The following is a 20364-nucleotide window of genomic DNA, read 5'->3' on the forward strand; positions in this document are numbered from 1 at the left end:
CCTGGGTGCTTCCATTCATGTTCAGACCCTTGTCTATCTTCATCGGCGCGCGCTACACCCGCGCCAAGCGCCGCAACCATTTCATCTCGTTCATTTCCATGACCTCGATGATCGGCCTGTCCCTGGGCGTGCTGGCGATGATCGTGGTGTTGTCGGTGATGAACGGCTTCCAGCGTGAAATGAGCTCGCGGATCCTGGGCATGGTGCCGCATGCCAGCATTCTGGGTGTCAAGCCACTGGATGACTGGCGACCAGCGGCCGAGGCGGCGCTGAAGAACCCGCAAGTGATCGCCGCAGCGCCACTGACCGAGATGGAGGGCATGCTCTCCTACAAGGGCGCGATGCAGCCGATCCAGGTCAGCGGTATCGATCCGGCCCAGGAGGGCAAGGTATCGATCGTCGGCCAGCACATCGTCCAGGGTCGCCTGCAGAGCCTGGAGCCGGGCGAGTACGGGGTGGTGATCGGCGAGATCACGGCCCGGCGCTTTCGCCTGAACGTCGGCGACAAGCTGACCTTGATCGTACCGGAAGTGAGCAGTGCACCCGGTGGCATCACCCCGCGCATGCAGCGCCTGAACGTGGTGGGTGTGTTCAAGGTGGGGGCCGAGCTGGATGGTTCCATGGCCTATATCCATATGGCCGATGCTGCACAGATGCAACGCTGGCAGCCGGGGCAGGTGCAGGGCGTGCGTATCAAGCTCAAGGACCTGTACAGCGCGCCCCAGGTGTCCAAGGCGATTGCCGCCGGGCTGGGCGAGCAATACCGCGCCGATGACTGGTCGCACACCCAGGGCAGCCTGTTCAGTGCCATGAAGATGGAAAAGACCATGATCGGCCTGTTGCTCCTGATGATCATCGCCGTGGCGGCGTTCAACATCATTGCCACGCTGATCATGGTGGTGAACGACAAGGGCGCGGACATCGCCATCCTGCGCACTATCGGCGCCACACCTGCGCAGATCATGGGCACCTTCATGGTCCAGGGTACCTTGATCGGTATCGTCGGCACCTTGATCGGCGGTGTGCTCGGGGTGATCGCTGCGCTGAATGTCAGTCAGATCGTCGGCTGGCTGGAGCGGGTCAGCGGGCAACACATCTTCACCTCCGATGTGTACTTCATCAGCAGTTTGCCGTCCGAGCTGCAGTGGGGGGATGTGGCGCTGATCTGCAGTGCCGGCCTGGTGATGAGCTTCCTGGCGACGTTGTACCCGGCCTGGCGCGCCTCGCAGGTAGAACCGGCGTACGCCTTGCGTTACGAGTAACGCGGGTAGGAGAGGGCTTGCCGCGAGAGGCCAGTGCAGATTGCCTGGGTCGCGGGGCAAGCCCGCTCCCCCCAAGCTGGCTGATCAGGCCATCGGCAGCTCAATCACGAACCGCGTCCAGCCCCCCGACGACTCCCCGCGAATGGTCCCTCCATGGGCCTGCACAATCGAACGGGTGATCGCCAGTCCCAGACCCGCATGCTCGCTGCTGCCTTCACGGCGCGCCGGATCGGCGCGGTAGAAACGGTCAAACAAGCGGGGCAGCAGCGCCGGGTCGATCGGCTTGCCGGTGTTGGCCACTTGCAGGCGCACCTGCCTTTCTTTCACTTCGATACTCACGCGGATCTCGCCGGCCGCCGGGGTAAAACGCAGGGCGTTGTCCAGCAGGTTCGACAAGGCCCGGCGCAGCATGTGCCGGTCGCCCTCCAGCCTGGCTTCGCCATCGCGCGCCAGGGTGACGCCAGCGTCTTCGGCCAGCGGGGCGTAGTACTCGATCAGTGCGTCCGCTTCTTCTGCCAGGTTCAGGTGCTGACGGCTTGGCATCAGCAGGCCGTGGTCGGCCTTGGCCAGGTAAAGCATGTCGTTGACCAGTTGTGCCATCCACTGCAGTTCTTCGAGATTGCTGTGGAGGGCTTCCCGGTATTCGTCCAGGTCGCGGGGGCGGGTGAGGGTGACCTGGGTGTGGGTCAGCAGGTTCGACAGGGGCGTGCGCAGCTCATGGGCAATGTCGGCGGAGAATGCCGACAGGCGCTGGAAGGCGTCGTCCAGGCGCTGGAGCATGGCGTTGACGGTTTGCGCCAGCTCCTCCAGCTCAAGCGGCATCTGTCCCTCGGGCAGGCGGGTGGTCAGCGAACGTGCCGACACCTTGGAGGCCACTTCGCCCATTTGCCGCAGTGGACGCAGGCCGCTGCGCGCCGCCCAGGCACCGAGCAAGGCCGTGGCCAGGGCCGAGAGGCCGACGGTCAGCCAGATCAACTGCTGCATGCGCTGGAGAAAGTGCTGATGGTGGGTGATGTCCAGAAACAGGGTCAGCTGGGCGGACGTCGGGTCGTCGCTGTCGAGGTTCACGCACAAGCTGCGGTAGTCGCTGCTGGTGCTGTGCAGGGTGCTCAAGCCCGGTACCTGGGGCGAGTCGGGCAATCCTGCCTGGCTGTCGAACAACACCTGGCCATCCTTGCCGCGGATACGCACGGCCAGGTCCGCCTGGTGGCTCAGCTCCGACTGCAGGTCGCCCAGGCGTGGGGCAAGGCTGGCCGAGTCGTGCACACCGTCGAGCATCTGCCGCAGCACGGACAGCCGGCTGTTGAGCAGTTGCTGGTCCAGCTCGATGAAGTGGCTTTCACTGGCGCGGCTGAACAGCACACCGGCGGTGAGTGACACCGCTGCCGTGCAAGCGGCGAACAGCAGTGCCAGGCGGCTGCCCAGGGACAATCGACGCATCAGGCCGCCCGCTCTTCGAGTACGTAGCCCATGCCGCGCACGGTGTGGATCAGCTTGTGTTCGTGGCTGTCGTCGATCTTCAGGCGCAGCCGGCGAATGGCCACTTCGATGACGTTGGTGTCGCTGTCAAAATTCATGTCCCAGACCTGCGAGGCGATCAACGATTTTGGCAGCACTTCACCCTGGCGTCGCAGCAGCAGTTCGAGCAGGGCGAACTCTTTGGCGGTCAGGTCGATCCGTTGGCCGGCGCGTTCCACCCGGCGGCGAATCAGGTCCAGGCGCAGGTCGCCAAGGCCCAGACTGGTTTCCTGGGTTGGGTTGCTGCCACGGCGCAGCAGGCTGCGCACCCGCGCCAGCAGCTCGGAGAACGCAAAGGGTTTGACCAGGTAATCGTCCGCCCCCAGCTCCAGGCCGTGCACACGGTCTTCCACAACGTCGCGGGCGGTGAGAAACAGCACCGGGATCTCAAGCCCGGCGGCGCGCACAGCCTGCAGGATCTGCCAGCCATCGCGCCCGGGCAGCATCACATCGAGGATCAGCAGGTCGTAGTCGCCCGTCAGGGCCAGGTGCTGGCCGGTGTTGCCGTCGGCGGCAAGCTCGGTGGCAAAGCCTGCTTCACTGAGGCCCTGGCACAGGTACTGGCCGGTTTTGGTCTGGTCTTCGACGATCAGCAGTTTCATCGGGAGGCTCTTGGACGTGGGTTGCCGGGTGTTTATACCGCGCCGGGTGTTGCGGATGGCCAAGCTGACAAAGTTGTAATCTTTTTGTCAGGTAGCTGCCAGCGCCGGTTTTCTACAGTTAAGCCTGATTCGTCGCAACCCTGGAGTGGGCCTGATATGAAACACGTTATTTTCGCAGGTGCCTTGGCGCTGTTCAGCCTGCCAGCACTGGCATCGCCGGCGCATTCCTTTGCCTTTGGTACACCCGCGCCCGCTGCAAAGGCCGACCGTACCGTGGAAATCGTCATGGGCGATATGTATTACGAACCGCGCAGCCTGCAGGTCAAGGCTGGAGAGACAGTACGCTTCGTGCTGGTCAACAAGGGCGCTGTGATGCATGAGTTCAGCCTGGGTGATGCCGTCATGCATGCCAGGCACCAGAAGGAAATGATTGCCATGCAGGGCCAGATGGACCACGCGGCCATGGGGCACGGCAATATGCACCAGGGTGCCAGCATGAAGCATGATGATCCCAACACCGTAATGGTCGAGCCCGGCAAGCGTGGCGAACTGACCTGGACCTTCAGCGATTCGACCCCTATCGAATTCGCTTGCAACGTGCCCGGTCACTACCAGGCTGGCATGGTCGGCAAACTGACCATCGGCCAATAACAGCCCAATACCCAACGCATGGCACAAACCCGATAAACTAGGCGCATTTCGTCCTTCAGGTTTGAGCCATGCATCCCGCCGCCGAGCACTCCCCGCTGGGTAAATCCAGCGAATACATCGCTACGTACACTCCCTCGCTGCTGTTTCCGATCCCTCGCGCCGCCAAGTGGGCCGAGCTGGGTGTCAGTGCCCAGACCCTGCCGTGGCAAGGGGTGGACTTCTGGAACTGCTTCGAGCTGTCCTGGCTGCTGCCTTCGGGCAAGCCGGTGGTCGCCATTGGCGAGTTCGCCATTCCCGCCGACTCGCCGAACATCATCGAGTCCAAGTCGTTCAAGCTGTACCTGAACTCGCTCAACCAGACCGCATTCGAGTCGAGTGCCGCATTGCAGGCCTGTCTTGAAAAAGACCTGTCTGCTGCAGCCGGCAAACCGGTGGCGGTAAGGATACGCAGCCTGGCCGAGGTCGAAGGGCAGGGCGTGGTGGCATTGCCGGGCGTGTGCATCGATGACCTGGACGTCAGTATCAGCAACTACGAGCAGCCCCAGCCCGAACTGTTGCGCTGCGACAGCAGCCGTATCGTCGAGGAGTCCCTGCACAGCCATCTGCTCAAGTCCAACTGCCCGGTCACCGGCCAACCGGACTGGGGTAGCGTCACCGTGCACTACCGCGGCGCCGCGCTGGATCATGCCAGCCTGCTGACCTACTTGATCAGCTTCCGTCAGCATGCGGACTTCCACGAGCAGTGTGTCGAGCGGATCTACCTGGACCTCAAGCGCTTGCTCAATCCCGAGTTCCTGACGGTCTACGCGCGCTATGTGCGCCGTGGCGGGTTGGACATCAACCCCTACCGCAGCACCGAGACGGTAACGCTGCCGAACCTGCGCCTGGTTCGCCAGTAACGAAAAAGCCCCGCCTGATGGCGGGGCTTTCTTATTGCGGTGAAGTGTTCAGATGCCCATGCTTTGCAGGCTCTGGACGATATTGCGCAAGGTGGCGGTCAGGCCCGGGTGATCGACTTCGAAGCGCTCCACGGCCAGGTTGACGCCATCGACGAGGTTGTTGTCCGGGGTGACGGCCTCCAGTTCGATCTTGGCCTCGATCTGCTGCATCAACTCATGCAGGTGGACGCGCTCTTCTTCCGAAAGCGGCGGGTTTTGCTCCAGTTGCTCGCGCAGGGCGTTGAGTTGCTCTTGCAGTTCGCGGGCAGGCATGGGTGATCTCCCTCTATGAATAGGCACAGTCATGGACCCCACCAGTGGGCGAAAGGTCCCTGTCTTGCCTACTAGAGTAATCCACTGCCGGCGGCTTTGCATGACCCGGATCAAGGCCCCTGCCTCAGGGCTTTTCGCCTTTGAGGCGGCGCTGGGCGATATCGGCCAGGCAATCGCCGAGCGATTCGAGGTGATCGATCACCGAGTGCACGCCCAGCGCGAACAGTTGCAGGGTGGCATTGCCACGCTTGCGTTCCTGTTCCTGGGCGCTGAGTGCCTGCCACTGCTGGCGGTCGACGCCACAGAGCGAACTGCAGGTGGCGAGACCGATGGTCCACAAGCCGGCATTGAGTCCCGATTGCAGCAGGCGCGGCTCTCCGCTGACCAGCACGCAGCCGTCCAGCGTACCCGTCTTCAGGGTCATCAGCGCGTGCCAGCAGGCGTCCGGTGCTGGCCAGGGTGCGGGGGTGCAGTGCTGGGCTTTGATCCAGCCAGGCAATGGGCTGGCCATGCGCTCGGCGTCGGCGCCGCCCAGTTCGTCCAGCCAGGCGCAGGGCACCCTCTGCTGATTCAACCAGTCGAGGGTCTGCAGGGCGCCGGGTGTGGCTTGCGGGGTGTTCGAGGGACTGTTGGCTTCGACCAGGCAGCTGCGCAGGCCGAACAGTAATGCGGTAAAAGCGGGGGAGTCTGGCATGGCAACGTCCCTGAAATAGCCTTCAGGCTACGCGCGGGTTGTTACGTTCTGGTTACGTCACCCAGATACGGTTGTTCACAATTTCATGACCTCGGATGTGTCAGGCTGGTTATCACTGGAAGACCCTTTATACTTGTTTCCTTTTAAACGCCAGGTGCTTGGCACTTGGCGCTGTGACTGTCGAGGAGTAACTCTATGCGTAGGATCGGTACAGATGTGATCGATCGGATGGCGCGGGCCTGTGTCTGTGCAGGCTTGTTGCTGGCGCCGCTCGGCGCGGCCCAGGCGGCTACCGAAGAAGATCCCTGGGAGAGCATCAACCGCCCGATCTTCAGGTTCAATGACACGGTCGACACCTATGCGCTCAAGCCGCTGGCCAAGGGCTACCAGGCAGTTACCCCGCAGTTCCTCGAAGACGGCATTCACAATATGTTTCGCAACCTGGGGGACGTGACCAACCTGGCTAACAACGTCCTGCAGCTCAAGCCGCATGCGGCGGGTGTCGACACCGCGCGCCTGATCGTCAACACCACCTTCGGCCTGGCCGGCTTCTTTGATGTCGGTACCAAGATGGGCCTGCAGCGCAACGATGAAGACTTCGGCCAGACGCTGGGTTACTGGGGCGTGGGCAGCGGCCCTTACGTGATGCTGCCATTGCTCGGCCCGAGCACTGTGCGTGATGCCATTGCGAAGTACCCGGATACCTACACCGAACCCTACCGTTACATCGACCACGTGCCGACCCGCAACACGGCGATCGCCGTGGATGTGGTCGATACCCGTGCCAGCCTGCTCTCGGCAGAAAAACTGGTGAGTGGCGACAAATACGTGTTCATTCGCAACGCTTATCTGCAGAACCGCGAGTACAAGGTCAAAGACGGCGAAGTCGTGGACGACTTTTAAGCCTCGCGCTCCTGAAAAAGGCGACCCTCGGGGTCGCCTTTTTTTGTGTGCGCCAGGCATGGCGCGTTGCGCGTAAGCGCAACCCGCTTGGCTGTGGTGGCCAAGCGGGTGACTTGGAGGTGAAAGTCCTCTACACACCCGGCAAGGGGAAGTGTTAGCCGGAGGCAAGGGTGTCGCGGGTGACCGCGAATCTGAAGGAAGCCCGAGGCAAAATGCTGGCCTGACGAACAGGAAGCGGATAGAGGCGGCACAGCGGGGTGAGGTGGCACAAATCGCCAAAGCCCAATACTTGCACGGAACGCTGTGACGTAGATCCGACAGGCATAAGCAGGAAGGTCGCGCGAATTACCCTGGGAGATCTGTACGTTTGCCATTGTGCTACCGCGCGTCGAAAGGCGACGGGATGAGCGTGCAGAAGTCAGCCGAAGCCGTAGTAAGTGGCGGTTAACCGCGCCACCAAGGGCCGAACAGGTTATGCCGCCAGTAGGCGTCGCCGTCTCGTTGGTAACCGTAATGCAGAAATTTCCCACAGCGGAAACTGTCATCCCGAGCTCCGGCCAGAAGCCGAGGGTGACGCCTGACAGTGCAAAGGTATCGACGGCGTCCGTGACGTGGACGAACGCGGAGCCGGACACGCTGATGGAGCGGGTGCTTGCACCGGCCAACCTCAGACGTGCGTATCAACGCGTGGTCAGCAACAAGGGAGCACCGGGTGCCGATGGCATGACGGTTGCTGACTTGGCGGGCTACGTGAGACAGTATTGGCCAACCCTCAAGGCCAGGTTACTGGCCGGTGAATACCAGCCCCAAGCAGTGCGAGCGGTTGAAATTCCCAAGCCGCAGGGCGGCACACGGCAACTGGGAATCCCCAGCGTCGTGGATCGCCTGATCCAGCAAGCACTGCAGCAGCAGCTCACACCTATCTTCGACCCACTGTTCTCGGACTACAGCTATGGTTTTCGTCCGGGCAGAAGTACGCATCAAGCCATCGAGATGGCTCGTGCTCATGTGACAGCGGGACACCGCTGGTGCGTGGAACTCGATCTGGAGAAGTTTTTCGATCGGGTCAATCACGACATCCTCATGGCCTGCATCGAACGTCGGATCAAAGACAAGTGCGTACTCAGGCTTATCCGCCGCTACCTTGAAGCCGGGATCATGTCGGGCGGTGTCGTCAGCCCACGGCAGGAGGGGACGCCGCAAGGCGGCCCGCTTTCGCCGTTGCTGTCGAACATCCTGCTCGACGAACTCGACCGCGAGCTGGAGCGACGGGGCCATCGCTTCGTACGTTATGCCGATGATGCGAACATCTATGTACGCAGTCCCCGGGCCGGCGAACGGGTGTTGGTCAGCGTCGAGCGCTTCCTGAGAGAACGTCTGAAGCTGACGGTGAACAGGAAGAAAAGCCAAGTGGCAAGGGCGTGGAAGTGCGACTACCTAGGCTATGGGATAAGCTGGCACCAGCAGCCAAGGCTGCGCGTGGCAAGGATGAGCCTAGACCGCTTACGCGACCGGCTCAGAATGCTGCTGCGCAGCGTACGGGCTCGCAAAATGGCGACTGTCATCGAGCGGATCAACCCCGTCCTGAGAGGCTGGGCTAGCTACTTCAAGCTCAGCCAGAGCAAGCGGCCGCTTGAGGAACTGGATGGTTGGGTCAGGCACAAACTCCGCTGCGTCATCTGGCGTCAATGGAAGCAGCCTCCCACGAGGCTGAGAAACTTGATGCGCCTGGGGTTGAGCGAGGAGCGTGCCAACAAGTCAGCCTTCAATGGCCGAGGTCCATGGTGGAATTCGGGAGCGCAACATATGAACTACGCGCTGCCAAAGAAACTGTGGGACCGGCTCGGGCTGGTCTCGATACTGGATACGATTAACCGGCTTAGCCGCGTAACCTGAACCGCCGTGTACGGAACCGTACGCACGGTGGTGTGAGAGGACGGCGGGTGTGAATCCGCCTCCTACTCGATCCTGCAGATTCAGATCAGCGTGATGATGCGCAGGCCGAGTTTTTGTTGGCCCTGGGGCTGGTCGGCGATCCATACAACTTCGGTACTGGCCTGAAGGCCCTTGAGCGCCGGGTGCTCGGAGTCGATATGCACTTCGAGCTTGTCGCCGACCTTGAACTGACGAGGTGATTGAATCTGCATGCCGCTGCTGGAGAGGTCCAGGCAGGTGGCTGCCACGACCTGGCCCGCATGGATAAGGCTGACACCCGCATCGACCTTCATGCGTATGAAGTCGCGTTTCTCGCTGTAGTCCGTATGCGTTGAGGTCATACCGGCATCCTTCCATTGCGTTGCGGTTCGAAGGGTTTTTATAACTCCCGGCTCTTTAGCCTGTAAAGAGCAGCGGCGGGCATCGGCGTACCCTTGAAACGCCCGGCGGATGGGAGTACCGTCTGCGCCTTACAGGGCACCTCTGCTAGTTGCCGGACAGCCTGTCTTGTCCTACAACTCATAGAAGAGTGGCTAGAAGCGAATCCAGTATGCGTGCTCAAGCCTTGTCGAGCCGCCTACGCCAACCTAATTCTGGCGCCGTTTGCCCACATGCAGAAAACCAGTGCAACGCTGCTGATAATCGATGACGACGACGTCGTACGTGCGAGTCTCGCCGCCTACCTTGAAGACAGTGGTTTCAGTGTCCTGCAAGCGAGTAATGGCCAGCAGGGCCTCCAGGTCTTCGAACAGCACCAGCCCGATCTCGTGATCTGCGATCTGCGCATGCCGCAAATGGGCGGACTGGAGCTGATTCGCCAGGTGACCGAGCGCGCCCCCGAGTTGCCGGTGATCGTGGTTTCCGGCGCAGGGGTCATGAACGATGCGGTCGAGGCGTTGCGCCTGGGCGCTGCCGATTACCTGATCAAGCCCCTGGAAGACCTCGCGGTACTGGAGCATTCGGTGCGCCGTGCGCTGGACAGGGCCCACCTGGTGCTGGAAAACCAGCGTTACCGGGAAAAGCTCGAAACCGCCAACCGCGAACTGGAAGCCAGCCTGCACTTGTTGCAAGAGGACCAGACGGCCGGGCGGCAGGTGCAAATGAACATGCTGCCGGAAAGCCCCTGGGTTGCCGACGAACTGTCGTTCGAGCACCAGATTATTCCGTCGCTGTACCTGTCGGGTGACTTCGCCGATTATTTCCGGGTCGATGAGCGACGTATCGCCTTCTACCTGGCAGATGTTTCCGGGCATGGCGCTTCGTCAGCATTCGTGACGGTGCTGCTCAAGTTCATGACCACCCGGCTATTGTTCGAATTCAAGCGCAGCGCGGCCCTGCGTGATTTCAAGCCGTCGGAAGTGCTCGGGCACATCAACCGCGGCCTGATCAACTGCAAGATGGGTAAGCATGTGACGATGGTCGGTGGTGTCATCGACGAAGACACCGGCATCTTGACCTACAGCATTGGCGGCCACTTGCCGTTGCCCGTGCTCTATACGCCGGGCCAGGCTCATTATCTGGAAGGCCGCGGTTTGCCGGTCGGGTTGTTCGAAGAGGCGACCTACCAGGATCATGTCCTGGAGTTGCCCCCGCAGTTCAGCCTGACGCTGCTCTCTGATGGCATTCTGGACCTTTTGCCTGGAGAAACACTCAAAGATAAAGAAGCGGCCCTGCCTGAAATCATCAAGGCCGCAGGGGGCAGCCTGGATGGGCTGCGCCAACGATTCGGATTGGCTACGCTTGGGGAGATGCCGGATGATATCGCCCTATTGGTGTTGAGCAGGAACCTTCAATGAGTACGGGTAGAATCCAGTTCGCCGAGCAGAGCGGCACCTTTGTGCTGAAGTTTGTCGGTGAAGTGCGCCTGACCTTGTGTTCGGCGCTGGATGCGACGATTGAAAAGATCTTCACGGCGCTGAATTTCTCGGCGATCGTCATCGATCTGACTGAAACCGAAAGCATCGACAGCACCACCTTGGGCCTGCTGGCCAAACTCTCGATCCTGTCGCGGCAGAAGGTCGGGCTGCTGCCGACGGTGGTGACCACCAATCCGGATATCTCCCGGTTGCTGCAGTCGATGGGCTTCGACCAGGTGTTCAACATCGTCGACCGGCCGATCCCTTGCCCGGAGTGCCTGACCGACCTGCCTTCCCAGGACCAGAACGAAGACGTAGTGCGTTCCAAGGTGCTGGAGGCCCACAAGATCCTCATGGGCCTGAACGACTCCAATCGCGAAGCCTTTCACGACCTGGTCAACGCCCTCGAGCGAACCTGACCTGCCCAACAGGCGCCTATTGGCGCCTGTCTTTCCTGGCTAGTCCGTCGTTGCCCTTGGCGGAAACTCCGTTTTCGCAGCGCCATTGGCATTGAGCTGGAATATCTGCTGCGGCTGCCCTTGTTCATTGAAAAATACCTGGCCCAGGCCTGCGCTGTTCCACAGTCGCTCGCCGGCTTTGCAGTGCGCGGGCGTGCGTGGAATAACCTCCATCTCGCGCCGCTTGGTCAGCCAGTTGAGCGGTGAGCGGGGTGCATAGAGCCAGCGATTGAGGCGGTCGAACACATCCAGCAGGCGCCGCGGGAACTCGTTCTTGATGCCGCTGCTGGTGATCTGCCACAAGTGCGGGCTGCGTTGGCGGTGGCGTATCAGCACTTCGTAGACGAAGGAATAATGCACATCGCCCGACAGCACCACGTAGTGCCCCGGTGTGCGGGAGTGTCGGAAGATATTCAGGATCACCTGTGCGGCGCCGCGATGGGCCATCCAGTTCTCGGCATCGACCAGCAGTGGATACCCCAGCCAGCTGAACGCCCGCTGCACCGTCTCGATCAGCTTGACGCCAAAGATGGGGGCAGGCGAGACGATGATGGCCGAAGGGTGGTCGAGCAAGGCCTGCTGCAACTCGCTCAGGGCTTCCCAGTCGAGCAGGCCGGATGGTTTCTTGAAGTTGCTTTCACTGCGCCAGCGGCGGGTGCGGGTGTCGAGCACCAGCAGTGGCGGGTTGCTCGGCAGCACGAACTGCCAGCCCTGGAAGCACAGCACATCGTCAATCAGGGCATCTTGCAGCGAAGCATCCAGGGCTCGGTCGGCCAGTGCGCTCTGGCTCAATGCCTGGCACTGGGGGATCAGTTCGCGGCAGGCGTCGGGGTCGTTGCCCCAGCCTTGGCACAGCAGGTAGGCCAGCAGCGCATTGCCGATGATGCGTTTGGAGAAGGGATGACCGTAGGCGGTCTCCTCCCACTGCGCCGACAAGTTCCAGTCGTCAGTGATGTCATGAGTATCACAGTCGGAAGCCTGAGGAGTATGGACAGCAACTGGAAGCTAGAAAATGCAGCGTTTCCGTCGAAATCACAGCTAGTCCATATGGACTAGCTCAAATATGGACATTTTTTACAGAATTGTCCATAGGGGCTCTGCCTCGCTCAGAGCAGTGGTCACTCGCTACGGGAATCTGCGCTAGTACAAAAGCATTCCGTTGCAGCCTACCTATGGTGGGGGATTTCGCATTCGCCAAAGCCTCCGGTTGGTTAGTCTGATTTGGCATTTGTCAGGATTGAGTCATTATGTTTCACTGGAATCTCCAGTAAGTGCTAGAAGTTTTGCTCTGAGCGAGTGGTTCTGATGTATAAGTGAAACAATTTGGCATAGGGCTTGTTCATAGTCTTTTTTTAGTTTCTTGATTTCATCATGGTTTGTCTTGTTTTTTTGCTTTAAGCTGTCGGGGTTGAGGGTTTGTTTGGAGGCGTTAAGTGATTGGGCTGCAGCAGCTTCGATCGCTGCAATTATTGAACTATGTTCGGTTCTGCTTTTTTTTATGGATCCTCGCTTTCGCCCCGCTTCCAGAGCAACGGTGTCCTTGTTTATAGAAGATTTTGCTGGAAGAATACGGGTCTTGCCTTCGATAATTCGTTTCAATGCCGAAAAATAATCTTCATTGCTGCTCATAAATCCTCCATTTTTTTCAGTAGACCATATCCCTTTACACTTTCGTAGGTGGCGTCAATTTCATTTTGTAATTGGATGTATTGTGGGGAGCCTGATTCATACATTTTTTGCCCCCGCTTGAGTGTTGTAATGCCTGTTTTAATTTTCCTTAAACTGTGATCATCAAGAATTGATTTTTCGCATCCGGCACAAGCGCGAAGGATATTTGTAAAAGAAATCTTGTCACATGGCTCAATGTTTGTGCAGTGGCCAAGAGGGCCTGGTTTGTATACCATTAGTCCAGTTCTGAATTTTTGCTCAGTAACGGCTCTGTCAGTTGTAATGATGAGAGGGCGCCCTTTGTTTCTAGCGACTTGAATTCGATTGCCCTCACCTCCCCATAAGAGGTTGTTGGAGTTGATTATGTCAGCGTCGTAGTCAAGGAATTGCGCCATTTGGCGTTCGGTTTCCAATTCATCCATCAGTTGCAACGAGTCATCAGTTTTGATGAAGTTAACAGCAAAAGCGCTGCCGCGCCGGTAATATGAAGCCATCATTTCTGTGAATTGTTTAAATTGCACAGCCAGGGAGCCCACTGAAACGAGTTTTGATCGCGCGCAGTAAACAGCTAATGAACGCCTGCATTGATGAGTTGCAAGCGGCCAAGGCTCTGCTAAAAGCACATCTGAATCGTTACGCCAGTCCCGAAAACCGTCAAATTGTTCTAGTTCTCTGATATCAGATTCACGCACGAGCATGTCGGGCCATCGCGCAAGCAAGCGTTTGAGAGTGCGTGCATGGCAGGCAGGAGATATTACTGGTGCGCCATCATATGCTCGAGTTATCTGTTGGACTTTCTTTAAGGCTGGAAAAAGAGGATAGCTATTGATTTTTGTTCTGTCGTACTTGAAGAGTTTTGCGCAGAGTTCACCAATCTTCAGGGCAGAGTTTATGCCTATTTGAATTATCTTGGATGTAACCCAGAATGTATCAGTATGGATTTGACTGCCGATTTTTGAAGTGTATCCACGTAAGATGCTAATCGCGGTCCCGCCAGCTGATATTGTTGTTAAGCTATCGGCGGGTAGGTGCCTGGCTTCATTGTGTCGCATTCCGCTAAATAAATGCACCCAGTAGAGCGCAGCGCATTGAATCTCTCCAATGTAACTGCTAAGCGCTTTCCAGTTGCTAATGGATTTGTTTGAGAAAAAAGCATCAAGGTCTAGAGCGCTCGAAGCATCCTGCCAAGAAATGGCTTTATGCTTTCTTGCTCGACGTAGTGGAGATCCATACATTGGATCTTCAATTCGCCTCGCGTACAGTTCAATGATGGCATCAGATTTAGTATTGAAATCTGTTAGTTCAGAGTGTAGTAGAATTAGTAGTGTGGCATAAAGTCGAGAAGGAATTAACTTGGTTTGCTGCGGGGCGTCTCTCTGCGCTTTCGGGTGTTTGTCATACATAGCCTGCATTAGCGATATGGTTTCGAAACTAGCTGGACCTAGGGTGAGCTGAGCATGTTTTGCTCTTATATAGTAAAGTTCTTTTATTAATCCTAAGGTAAGAAACATTTGTTTTGCGCTAAGGTGTGAGTAACTTGGGAGCAAGATCTTGCGCATATTGCGCTCTTCAAATAGTTCGGAGAGTGTAAGTCTATTTTTTAAAGCTAGTTTAGCAAATTTCCTTAGTTCTATCAGAGTGATCGAAATTGGCCTTCGAGGTTTGTGATAGAGGAATAATCGAGAGATCTGAATTTTTTTCATCTCTTCGGTGATTTCTCTAGCGATTGAGGTATCTTCTCCAGAGTGCCAGCTTGAAAAGTTGTAAACGCAACGTCCCTTTGCGTCGTATGTTTTAAGGTTCCATATGTTCTCTCCGTATTTTGATAGAATATTTCCATCTTTAGTTCGGGAAATAACAAAGTTTCGATCTAAATCGAAATAGTCTGAAGGTTCTGCGCGATGGTCTGGTAGTTGATGGGGGTCAATAGATGAAAGTTCTAGATATGCGATGATGCTCATGAAATGGCCCCAAGTACGACAAGAGTGTCAAAATGGATTGCCCAGAATGGATCGAGCTTGCCCGTTGCTATTTCCGAATTTATTTCTGTTATCTTGTCGGCATATGATCGTCCAGTGTCAGCGATCTCTGATAATATTTCATCGATTCTATGTTTTGTGGGGGCGCTTGAAGATAGTACTGGGTCGGGAGAGTCGTTGTCATTTGTGATTTCAATGATGTAGCGAAGGGAAAGTAAACGTCGTATATCTTGGTCGTCGGCATGGACTCCATAGTGGGTGCAGAAGATACAGGTTTCTGGAGACTGACAATTGGGGGTAGGAGCATGATGAGTAAAACCATTTGCATGCTCGGGTTCAGTCAGCGCTTTTTTCGTACAAGCGCCGATGTTAGTTTTGCTGTCATGTGTTGATTCGTCTAAAATAATTACTGGAATTTTTGAGGCAGAACGCGTTCTGTCGATTGCTGATTGGTGCATTGCCTCAAAAAAACTCGTCATTTCCTTTACGTAATCTTCCAAGGCGGGACGACTATAGCTTTGGCGTATAGTCTCCTCCGTGTTTCCAAGTTTCTCTGCCGTCAGCAGCATATCTCCGCCGCTAAGCTTTATATATTGATAGCTTATATTTTTTCTCCACTGGGTTGGATTAATCCATACCGTATTCGGAAGAATCATTCCAAGGTGTTTTTTGAACGCCCTTAAAGCGGATGTCGAAACAACAGAGATACTATCTCTGCTTCGGTGTGTACTCACAGGTATCGGAAATGCTAAATCAGTTTTTTCATTAGCGATAAGCCAGTCACGAATCTTTAGGTGCTTGTCAAATACCGATGAGAAGCGCGCTCCGAACTCGGGCAGCACTGTCTTTCCCTTAGCCCTATACTTAACCCCGGACATGCGTTTACCTTGCGTTGTAGGCACGATTTCTAAGGAAGTAAGGCGGAGTTGTTTAGCGACGCTCGTATTGCAACCAGTAGCCGCGATGAACGCAAGAAATCCGGCTGTAATTGCGTGGATACCTAAACGGATTCTTGTTAATGATCGTAAGTCGGAGTTCCGATCTTCTATGCGATAGCGCGTTTGATCGAAACGGGATCTCTCAATCACCGTCGTTGCGGCCCGCCAGTCCAGCCCATAATGACGTGTGACATCGGGCCAAGAAGGAAAGTGAGGTGATGACTCTAATAGCTTGGCGATAGAAAAATGATCAGGATTTCTTGAAGCGAAGTGGACGGACCAAAGATAATATGTAGGGTTGTCTGGCGAAACTATCTTTAAGGGAAGCGGAGCGCCTTCCACAAGCACGCGATAGGCTTCCTCTACGTAGCAGACTAACGTTGCGAATGTCCTCGCTTGAGTATCTGAGTCGGGGAGCTCAAGACTGATATGTCTAGAGTTATCTCGGCTTTGAGTGATGTAAGTCGCAAAGCCTTTTATTTCATTCTCGCTTAGCTCTGTGGTCGACGCTATTATGAAGCGCGCTGCACGTTGGTATGATGATGCGGTGCTTAGCTTGATCGGGCTGTCGTTAATTCCTGATTTTCTTACCCGCATCAATAGATTGGCAGTATATGCGAAGTAAGCGCTTCGCATGGATGCTAAATTATTGAATTCGTATGCTTGTTCTTGTGCGTCAATCCAATCCATAAACCTTGAGAATTCACCAAACATTCCAATTGCGGTGCTGGCTGGCCTTCTGCTTAATTCTTCAAGCATGAAGCGCGCTATTGGTATCCTATGTTTATCTAGCGAGGCGAGGTCAACGGGACAGCTTAAGTGCTGAGGGAGTTTACTGCCTCTCTTTGTATAACACAGTGAGCCAATATCCAGGGTGCGCGAGCACGAAGCGTATTTATTGAATACGTTCAGAACTGAAAGCTCAGGTCGCATTATATGTACGTTGTCATCAGCAGGCAGGAATTCCATAGTCTTTCTCTGGATGAGAGTCTGTTTCATTTTATCTGCTCTCCCGAGATGCTAGTGAGAACATGCTTGAAGAGCTCCTCTTCAAATTCATGCTGGATGCTTTTTTTCCACTCCATTCTTGTCTTGTAGTTTAGGTATTGTAATGTGGTGTTCTTGTTTGTGTGCCCCATGCGCTGCTGGACATGTTCAATTGCATAATTTGTGCTCGTGTTGCCAAAATGCTTAATTTGGCTTTCCATAAGATTCATTCCAAATGTGGCGCGCAAGTCATGGAATTTGAATTTTTTGAAATTTGGATGAGTGCGAAATATTCTGGGAAGAAGTATTTGCTGGATGTGAACACGAAGGGCGGCTCCGTCTTGTATATTTACTTGCTGCGCTCTGCGGCTCATATTCCCGTTCGATGTGAACATTTTCTGGCTTTTGCTCGATATTTCTCGCCTGCTTGTGTAGTAAGGAATTCCACTCTTGCTCAAAAAAACATAGTTGTCTTTGGAGTCTCCGTAATAAGAGCGTAGTCGCCGCTTAATAGCTTCAGGGCACCTGCTATAAATAATTATGTCTTTCACTAACCAGCCTGGGACTAATAGTGTCATTTTTTTATTTTTCTTTGTATCTATTAAGGTTCCAGAGCCTATGGCGAGCCTTAAATTTCCATCGGAGTCGAGCCTGCCTTCAAAATCTCGTATTCGGAGGGTACCAATTGTCTGGATGCGTGCGCCCGTAAATAGAGCAAGATAAAATATAAGCTGATATTCACGCGAGGAGTGATGTAACGTTTTTAGAACGATAGCTTGCTCGTCGGTGGTTAATGGGCGAAGTTCCTCGTCATCTTTGATGTACTCGGCACAGCTTTGTTTAGATCCTCCCTTGAGGGATAGGTTATGAGAGGAAATCTTTACTTTTCCGGCAGCTCCGTACTCAGTCTTAACGAAAAGCTCTCTGTTGATTCTCGTGAAAGCTATGCCGTCACCGCATGGCTGGTTTACTAAGCCCCACTTTGTGATGGCGTCATAAAAATTAACTACAGCGTTAATTCTGGATTTTGCTGTGCTTGTTGAGAGTTCTGCATTATCCACAAAGTTCAGTAATTGCTCTCTATATCGATATGTCACTTTCAGACGATCATTTTCCGGAAAGTGAAGAAAATTAAGTTTCTGATCCTCCAGGAAGCGCAGATAGTCAAGTAAGTGGTCCGCAATACCTCTGTATGTCTTCGACTCATATCCAGGCTCACGTTCTAGTTTCGTCGTCAGGTAAAGATTTCCGATGAGCCATGGCTCACCATTACCCTGTATTAAAACTGGAAAGTTTGGGTAGTAACCACTTTCGCTGCGTGTGAATATATCGTCCAGCGCCTTCGTCGAGTCGAGGGGGAAGTCTATGTTTATGCTTTTAAGTTCTAGCAGAAAGAACTCAGGAATTAGAACTCTTCGCGCTTTTGATTCATAGCGGCAACTGTTGCCTTTGAATTTTTGATTTTGATTAGTCATGCATAATCACCACGGCGCTGAAAAATTACTTTCTTGGGTGGTTATGCAGCTTTGTTTATAAAGACCAAGGATCAACCCTGATAAGCTGATTCGCTCTACTGTTCGGGTGTTAGCTTGGTAGGTTTTATATGGGAAATAAAGATAAGACGACACACTTACTCTCCAATTAGAATATTATGGAAAGTAAGGTCGTCCATATCCTCTTAACGGGGGCCGCCTCACCGTGCCATCATATACCGTGAAGATTTTGCGTTAAATAAATTTTGTCTATCAGAATTTTCTTTCCGATAGTATGATCGAGTGCTAAGGTTTGATGGAGTTGCAAAATTCTGGAGCCTAGCGGTTATTTGTTCCTCAAACTGACTACGCCTGGCCTCAGACGGGCGACCTCCTAGGCAGGGATTCTGAATTGGATCCCCTAGATTTCCGTACCTCCATTCCAATTGTCATGGGGCGGTCAGTTCAGCTTGCGCCGGATATTGACGTACGATTGGTGCGACATTGTCAGCGCCTTCAGCCTGCAGAAGCGTGTGCACTGTCGCCAGGATTGGCTCCAGCTGATCCTTACTCACCGTAACTCGACTACCGCCATTGGCTTCAAACTTCGGTGGTCCCGACGTCTCCGCATCTGATTGACGTGCCGCGCGTCATGCAACCATACAAGATGATGTCACCGTGAGATTACTGGGTTAATATACAGTTCTATGGACAGCTGACCCAGCAGGAGGATTTGATGTCTCTCTCTCGTGGCATTGTGGAAATCAGAACGCTTGATGAACTGTCATCTCTGTACGAGATTGCCCCAGACTGCACTCTAACGAAGGAGCAGTATCGAAACCCGCTGCGGCCATATCGGCTGATTCGCCCTGAGGCGAGCTGCCAATACCAGAAAAACGGGAAGCGCTGTTCCCAGCTGCATCAGCACGGCTTTGTGGTCGAGCTGCACGACGATTCAAAGGTATTGATAGGGAATTGCTGCGCACTCAATCATCTGGGTCTTGATGACGAACAGGTCAGAGGCGATTTCAAGCGGCTAAGCGCTACTGAGCGGCAGAACATACGTCGGCATAAGATCGAGACAATGCTCAACCAGCGGGACAGCCTCATTGTCCGGACCCGCGCTGCGAGTATCGAGTACAGAAAATTGCACAGCTCAGCTATGCAGACTCTCAAAGCACTCCCCATTGAAGTACGTCGTGCTCTGCTTGATCGCTGGAAGCGGAATGCATTAGAGGTTTCTTGGGAATACCTGATCATCAAGAAGGGGAAAGACGAAACGGGGAAGCCATATGAGGAGCGCGGCTGGTATGCGCATTCCTTCGGTCAGTTCAAAGGGCTGGGCCTGTGGCTGCAACTGGATCAGCAGCTGTATCAGGAAACGCTTTTGAATCTACGTCGGCAGCTCGAAGCTGTCCCCAACAAGGCGCGATTGAACCAAGTGGAGTTGGAGCTTGCGGAAGCTGCGCTTAGCCAAGTGGCGACCCTGGAGACCATCGAGCGCGAGTTACACGGCCAGTCTGAGCTGTTGGAGGATTTCCGCAAGCCGGCGAATTTACAGTTGGCAATCCAGGTCGTCAGCAACCAAAAGGTCCGCGCTGAAACGGTAAAAGCGATTTACCAGCTTATGGGTGAAGCCTGCAGCATGAACCCTGAAAAATATGTCGCCGAAATCGATCTGGCGTTGAAGCAAAAATATTCGGCGAACGGCATTCGCATCGCCTCTTAACCTGCCTCGACCGGCGCCTCATCGTTAAGCCCTGACTGGCAGTTTTTACCAACCTGCCAGCCAGGGTGGTTAGGATACCGATGCCATTAGCATCAGCCCTTGGTCCACGCTCAAAAGCAGGCGACCAAATGCTGACCTATTGCAGAGTCGAATTGAAAGCTGCAGGTAGCTCCCTATGTGCCTCGCTTCTCGATTTTGGCAGCTCAAAATAGCCTCTATCCCACTCACCGAAAACCCACTCTGCGGATATTGGTCTCCGCTCGCCGAGGAGCAGAGGGTGGTTGCGTACCCTGCTGCAGGTTCATTAGTACCACTGTCGATTCTTGGCTCGGGTATGCATGGAGCCACTTACAGCGCATTGGGGCTTCCGTTTGCTTTTGCTTCCCAGTTCGCGCCTGGTCAGCTTCGCCAAGCACTGCCGATCCTTCACAGATTCCTCTCCTACGGGAAGACTTAGGAGCACCACACCAACTCCTAGGAGTCGCAGATTTTGGCTTTAGC

At 55.2% G+C, this 20364-nt stretch carries 17 protein-coding genes and 1 pseudogene; 8 read left to right on the plus strand and 10 right to left on the minus strand.

Features of this window, described 5'->3' with window-relative positions:
- The first annotated feature begins 17 nt into the window (after window positions 1-17).
- Window positions 18-1262: a lipoprotein-releasing ABC transporter permease subunit gene (locus NPS58_RS01945; protein WP_274113122.1), complete on the plus strand. Its 1245-nt coding sequence runs from the start codon at window positions 18-20 to the stop codon at window positions 1260-1262.
- 84 nt (window positions 1263-1346) lie between these two features.
- Here NPS58_RS01945 and NPS58_RS01950 read toward each other — a convergent pair whose 3' ends face one another.
- Together NPS58_RS01950 and NPS58_RS01955 are read right to left on the minus strand one after the other, a co-directional pair.
- A complete protein-coding gene (locus NPS58_RS01950; protein WP_274115337.1) occupies window positions 1347-2705 on the minus strand; it encodes a heavy metal sensor histidine kinase in 1359 nt (452 codons plus the stop codon).
- Window positions 2702-3382 (minus strand): heavy metal response regulator transcription factor, encoded by a 681-nt coding sequence (locus tag NPS58_RS01955; protein WP_274113124.1) that lies wholly within the window; start codon window positions 3380-3382, stop codon window positions 2702-2704. The genes NPS58_RS01950 and NPS58_RS01955 overlap by 4 nt, the downstream gene beginning before the upstream one ends.
- A gap of 156 nt (window positions 3383-3538) precedes the next feature.
- Here NPS58_RS01955 and NPS58_RS01960 point away from each other — a divergent pair, with 156 nt between their 5' ends.
- A complete protein-coding gene (locus tag NPS58_RS01960) occupies window positions 3539-4033 on the plus strand; it encodes a cupredoxin domain-containing protein (RefSeq protein WP_274113126.1) in 495 nt (164 codons plus the stop codon).
- A 68-nt stretch (window positions 4034-4101) separates the two neighbouring features.
- Window positions 4102-4932: an NADPH-dependent 7-cyano-7-deazaguanine reductase QueF gene (gene queF, locus NPS58_RS01965; protein ID WP_274113128.1), complete on the plus strand. Its 831-nt coding sequence runs from the start codon at window positions 4102-4104 to the stop codon at window positions 4930-4932.
- Between the two features lie 48 nt (window positions 4933-4980).
- Here the strand turns inward: queF and NPS58_RS01970 are convergent, their stop codons facing one another.
- Entirely contained in the window at window positions 4981-5244 is a 264-nt protein-coding gene (locus NPS58_RS01970; protein WP_028945945.1) for a DUF4404 family protein, read from the minus strand.
- A gap of 124 nt (window positions 5245-5368) precedes the next feature.
- Window positions 5369-5938: a phosphonoacetaldehyde phosphonohydrolase-related protein gene (locus tag NPS58_RS01975; protein WP_274113131.1), complete on the minus strand. Its 570-nt coding sequence runs from the start codon at window positions 5936-5938 to the stop codon at window positions 5369-5371.
- 195 nt (window positions 5939-6133) lie between these two features.
- On the opposite strand from NPS58_RS01975, the gene NPS58_RS01980 reads away from it, so the two are divergent.
- Both NPS58_RS01980 and ltrA read left to right on the plus strand, forming a co-directional pair.
- Entirely contained in the window at window positions 6134-6841 is a 708-nt protein-coding gene (locus tag NPS58_RS01980) for an MlaA family lipoprotein (protein WP_274113133.1), read from the plus strand.
- 474 nt (window positions 6842-7315) lie between these two features.
- On the plus strand, window positions 7316-8737 hold the full coding sequence (gene ltrA / locus NPS58_RS01985) for a group II intron reverse transcriptase/maturase (RefSeq protein ID WP_003253430.1): 1422 nt from the start codon (window positions 7316-7318) through the stop codon (window positions 8735-8737).
- A gap of 80 nt (window positions 8738-8817) precedes the next feature.
- Here ltrA and NPS58_RS01990 read toward each other — a convergent pair whose 3' ends face one another.
- Window positions 8818-9117 carry a PilZ domain-containing protein gene (locus NPS58_RS01990; RefSeq protein WP_274113135.1) on the minus strand — a complete coding sequence of 100 codons (300 nt, stop codon included), beginning with the start codon at window positions 9115-9117 and terminating at the stop codon, window positions 8818-8820.
- A 270-nt stretch (window positions 9118-9387) separates the two neighbouring features.
- Here NPS58_RS01990 and rssB point away from each other — a divergent pair, with 270 nt between their 5' ends.
- Together rssB and rssC are read left to right on the plus strand one after the other, a co-directional pair.
- Window positions 9388-10572, plus strand: coding sequence for a two-component system response regulator RssB (gene rssB / locus NPS58_RS01995; RefSeq protein WP_274113137.1), 1185 nt, complete (start codon window positions 9388-9390; stop codon window positions 10570-10572).
- Window positions 10569-11051 carry an anti-sigma factor antagonist RssC gene (gene rssC / locus NPS58_RS02000; protein WP_013971741.1) on the plus strand — a complete coding sequence of 161 codons (483 nt, stop codon included), beginning with the start codon at window positions 10569-10571 and terminating at the stop codon, window positions 11049-11051. The genes rssB and rssC overlap by 4 nt, the downstream gene beginning before the upstream one ends.
- Before the next feature lie 39 nt (window positions 11052-11090).
- Here rssC and NPS58_RS02005 read toward each other — a convergent pair.
- The 5 genes and pseudogenes from NPS58_RS02005 to NPS58_RS02025 form a co-directional block, all read right to left on the minus strand.
- Window positions 11091-12089: pseudogene (locus tag NPS58_RS02005) on the minus strand (alkaline phosphatase family protein); the annotation flags it as partial.
- 246 nt (window positions 12090-12335) lie between these two features.
- Complete coding sequence (locus NPS58_RS02010; RefSeq protein WP_075044227.1) at window positions 12336-12719, minus strand: hypothetical protein; 384 nt, start codon at window positions 12717-12719, stop codon at window positions 12336-12338.
- Complete coding sequence (locus NPS58_RS02015; RefSeq protein ID WP_143516620.1) at window positions 12716-14719, minus strand: hypothetical protein; 2004 nt, start codon at window positions 14717-14719, stop codon at window positions 12716-12718. Before NPS58_RS02015 ends, NPS58_RS02010 begins: the two co-directional genes overlap by 4 nt.
- Window positions 14716-16674, minus strand: a complete 1959-nt coding sequence (locus NPS58_RS02020; protein ID WP_144415473.1) for a hypothetical protein — start codon at window positions 16672-16674, stop codon at window positions 14716-14718. The genes NPS58_RS02015 and NPS58_RS02020 overlap by 4 nt, the downstream gene beginning before the upstream one ends.
- Entirely contained in the window at window positions 16671-18137 is a 1467-nt protein-coding gene (locus tag NPS58_RS02025) for a tyrosine-type recombinase/integrase (protein ID WP_054889346.1), read from the minus strand. The genes NPS58_RS02020 and NPS58_RS02025 overlap by 4 nt, the downstream gene beginning before the upstream one ends.
- 733 nt (window positions 18138-18870) lie before the next feature.
- Between NPS58_RS02025 and NPS58_RS02030 the strand changes: the two genes are divergently transcribed.
- Window positions 18871-19863, plus strand: coding sequence for a hypothetical protein (locus NPS58_RS02030; RefSeq protein WP_075044228.1), 993 nt, complete (start codon window positions 18871-18873; stop codon window positions 19861-19863).
- The last annotated feature ends 501 nt before the right edge of the window (window positions 19864-20364 follow it).

The sequence above is a fragment of the Pseudomonas putida genome (genome assembly GCF_028682455.1).
Classification (GTDB): domain Bacteria; phylum Pseudomonadota; class Gammaproteobacteria; order Pseudomonadales; family Pseudomonadaceae; genus Aquipseudomonas; species Aquipseudomonas putida_AA.

Excerpts from the sequence above, each read along its gene's own strand:
- NPS58_RS01960 (WP_274113126.1), top strand. The coding sequence starts at position 3,539 with ATGAAACACGTTATTTTCGCAGGTGCCTTGGCGCTGTTCAGCCTGCCA.
- NPS58_RS01970 (WP_028945945.1), bottom strand. The coding sequence starts at position 5,244 with ATGCCTGCCCGCGAACTGCAAGAGCAACTCAACGCCCTGCGCGAGCAA.
- NPS58_RS01990 (WP_274113135.1), bottom strand. The coding sequence starts at position 9,117 with ATGACCTCAACGCATACGGACTACAGCGAGAAACGCGACTTCATACGC.
- NPS58_RS01980 (WP_274113133.1), top strand. The coding sequence starts at position 6,134 with ATGCGTAGGATCGGTACAGATGTGATCGATCGGATGGCGCGGGCCTGT.
- NPS58_RS02030 (WP_075044228.1), top strand. The coding sequence starts at position 18,871 with ATGTCTCTCTCTCGTGGCATTGTGGAAATCAGAACGCTTGATGAACTG.
- rssC (WP_013971741.1), top strand. The coding sequence starts at position 10,569 with ATGAGTACGGGTAGAATCCAGTTCGCCGAGCAGAGCGGCACCTTTGTG.
- rssB (WP_274113137.1), top strand. The coding sequence starts at position 9,388 with ATGCAGAAAACCAGTGCAACGCTGCTGATAATCGATGACGACGACGTC.
- NPS58_RS01945 (WP_274113122.1), top strand. The coding sequence starts at position 18 with ATGTTCAGACCCTTGTCTATCTTCATCGGCGCGCGCTACACCCGCGCC.
- NPS58_RS02015 (WP_143516620.1), bottom strand. The coding sequence starts at position 14,719 with ATGAGCATCATCGCATATCTAGAACTTTCATCTATTGACCCCCATCAA.
- NPS58_RS01955 (WP_274113124.1), bottom strand. The coding sequence starts at position 3,382 with ATGAAACTGCTGATCGTCGAAGACCAGACCAAAACCGGCCAGTACCTG.
- NPS58_RS02020 (WP_144415473.1), bottom strand. The coding sequence starts at position 16,674 with ATGAAACAGACTCTCATCCAGAGAAAGACTATGGAATTCCTGCCTGCT.
- queF (WP_274113128.1), top strand. The coding sequence starts at position 4,102 with ATGCATCCCGCCGCCGAGCACTCCCCGCTGGGTAAATCCAGCGAATAC.
- NPS58_RS01975 (WP_274113131.1), bottom strand. The coding sequence starts at position 5,938 with ATGCCAGACTCCCCCGCTTTTACCGCATTACTGTTCGGCCTGCGCAGC.
- ltrA (WP_003253430.1), top strand. The coding sequence starts at position 7,316 with ATGCCGCCAGTAGGCGTCGCCGTCTCGTTGGTAACCGTAATGCAGAAA.
- NPS58_RS02025 (WP_054889346.1), bottom strand. The coding sequence starts at position 18,137 with ATGACTAATCAAAATCAAAAATTCAAAGGCAACAGTTGCCGCTATGAA.
- NPS58_RS02010 (WP_075044227.1), bottom strand. The coding sequence starts at position 12,719 with ATGAGCAGCAATGAAGATTATTTTTCGGCATTGAAACGAATTATCGAA.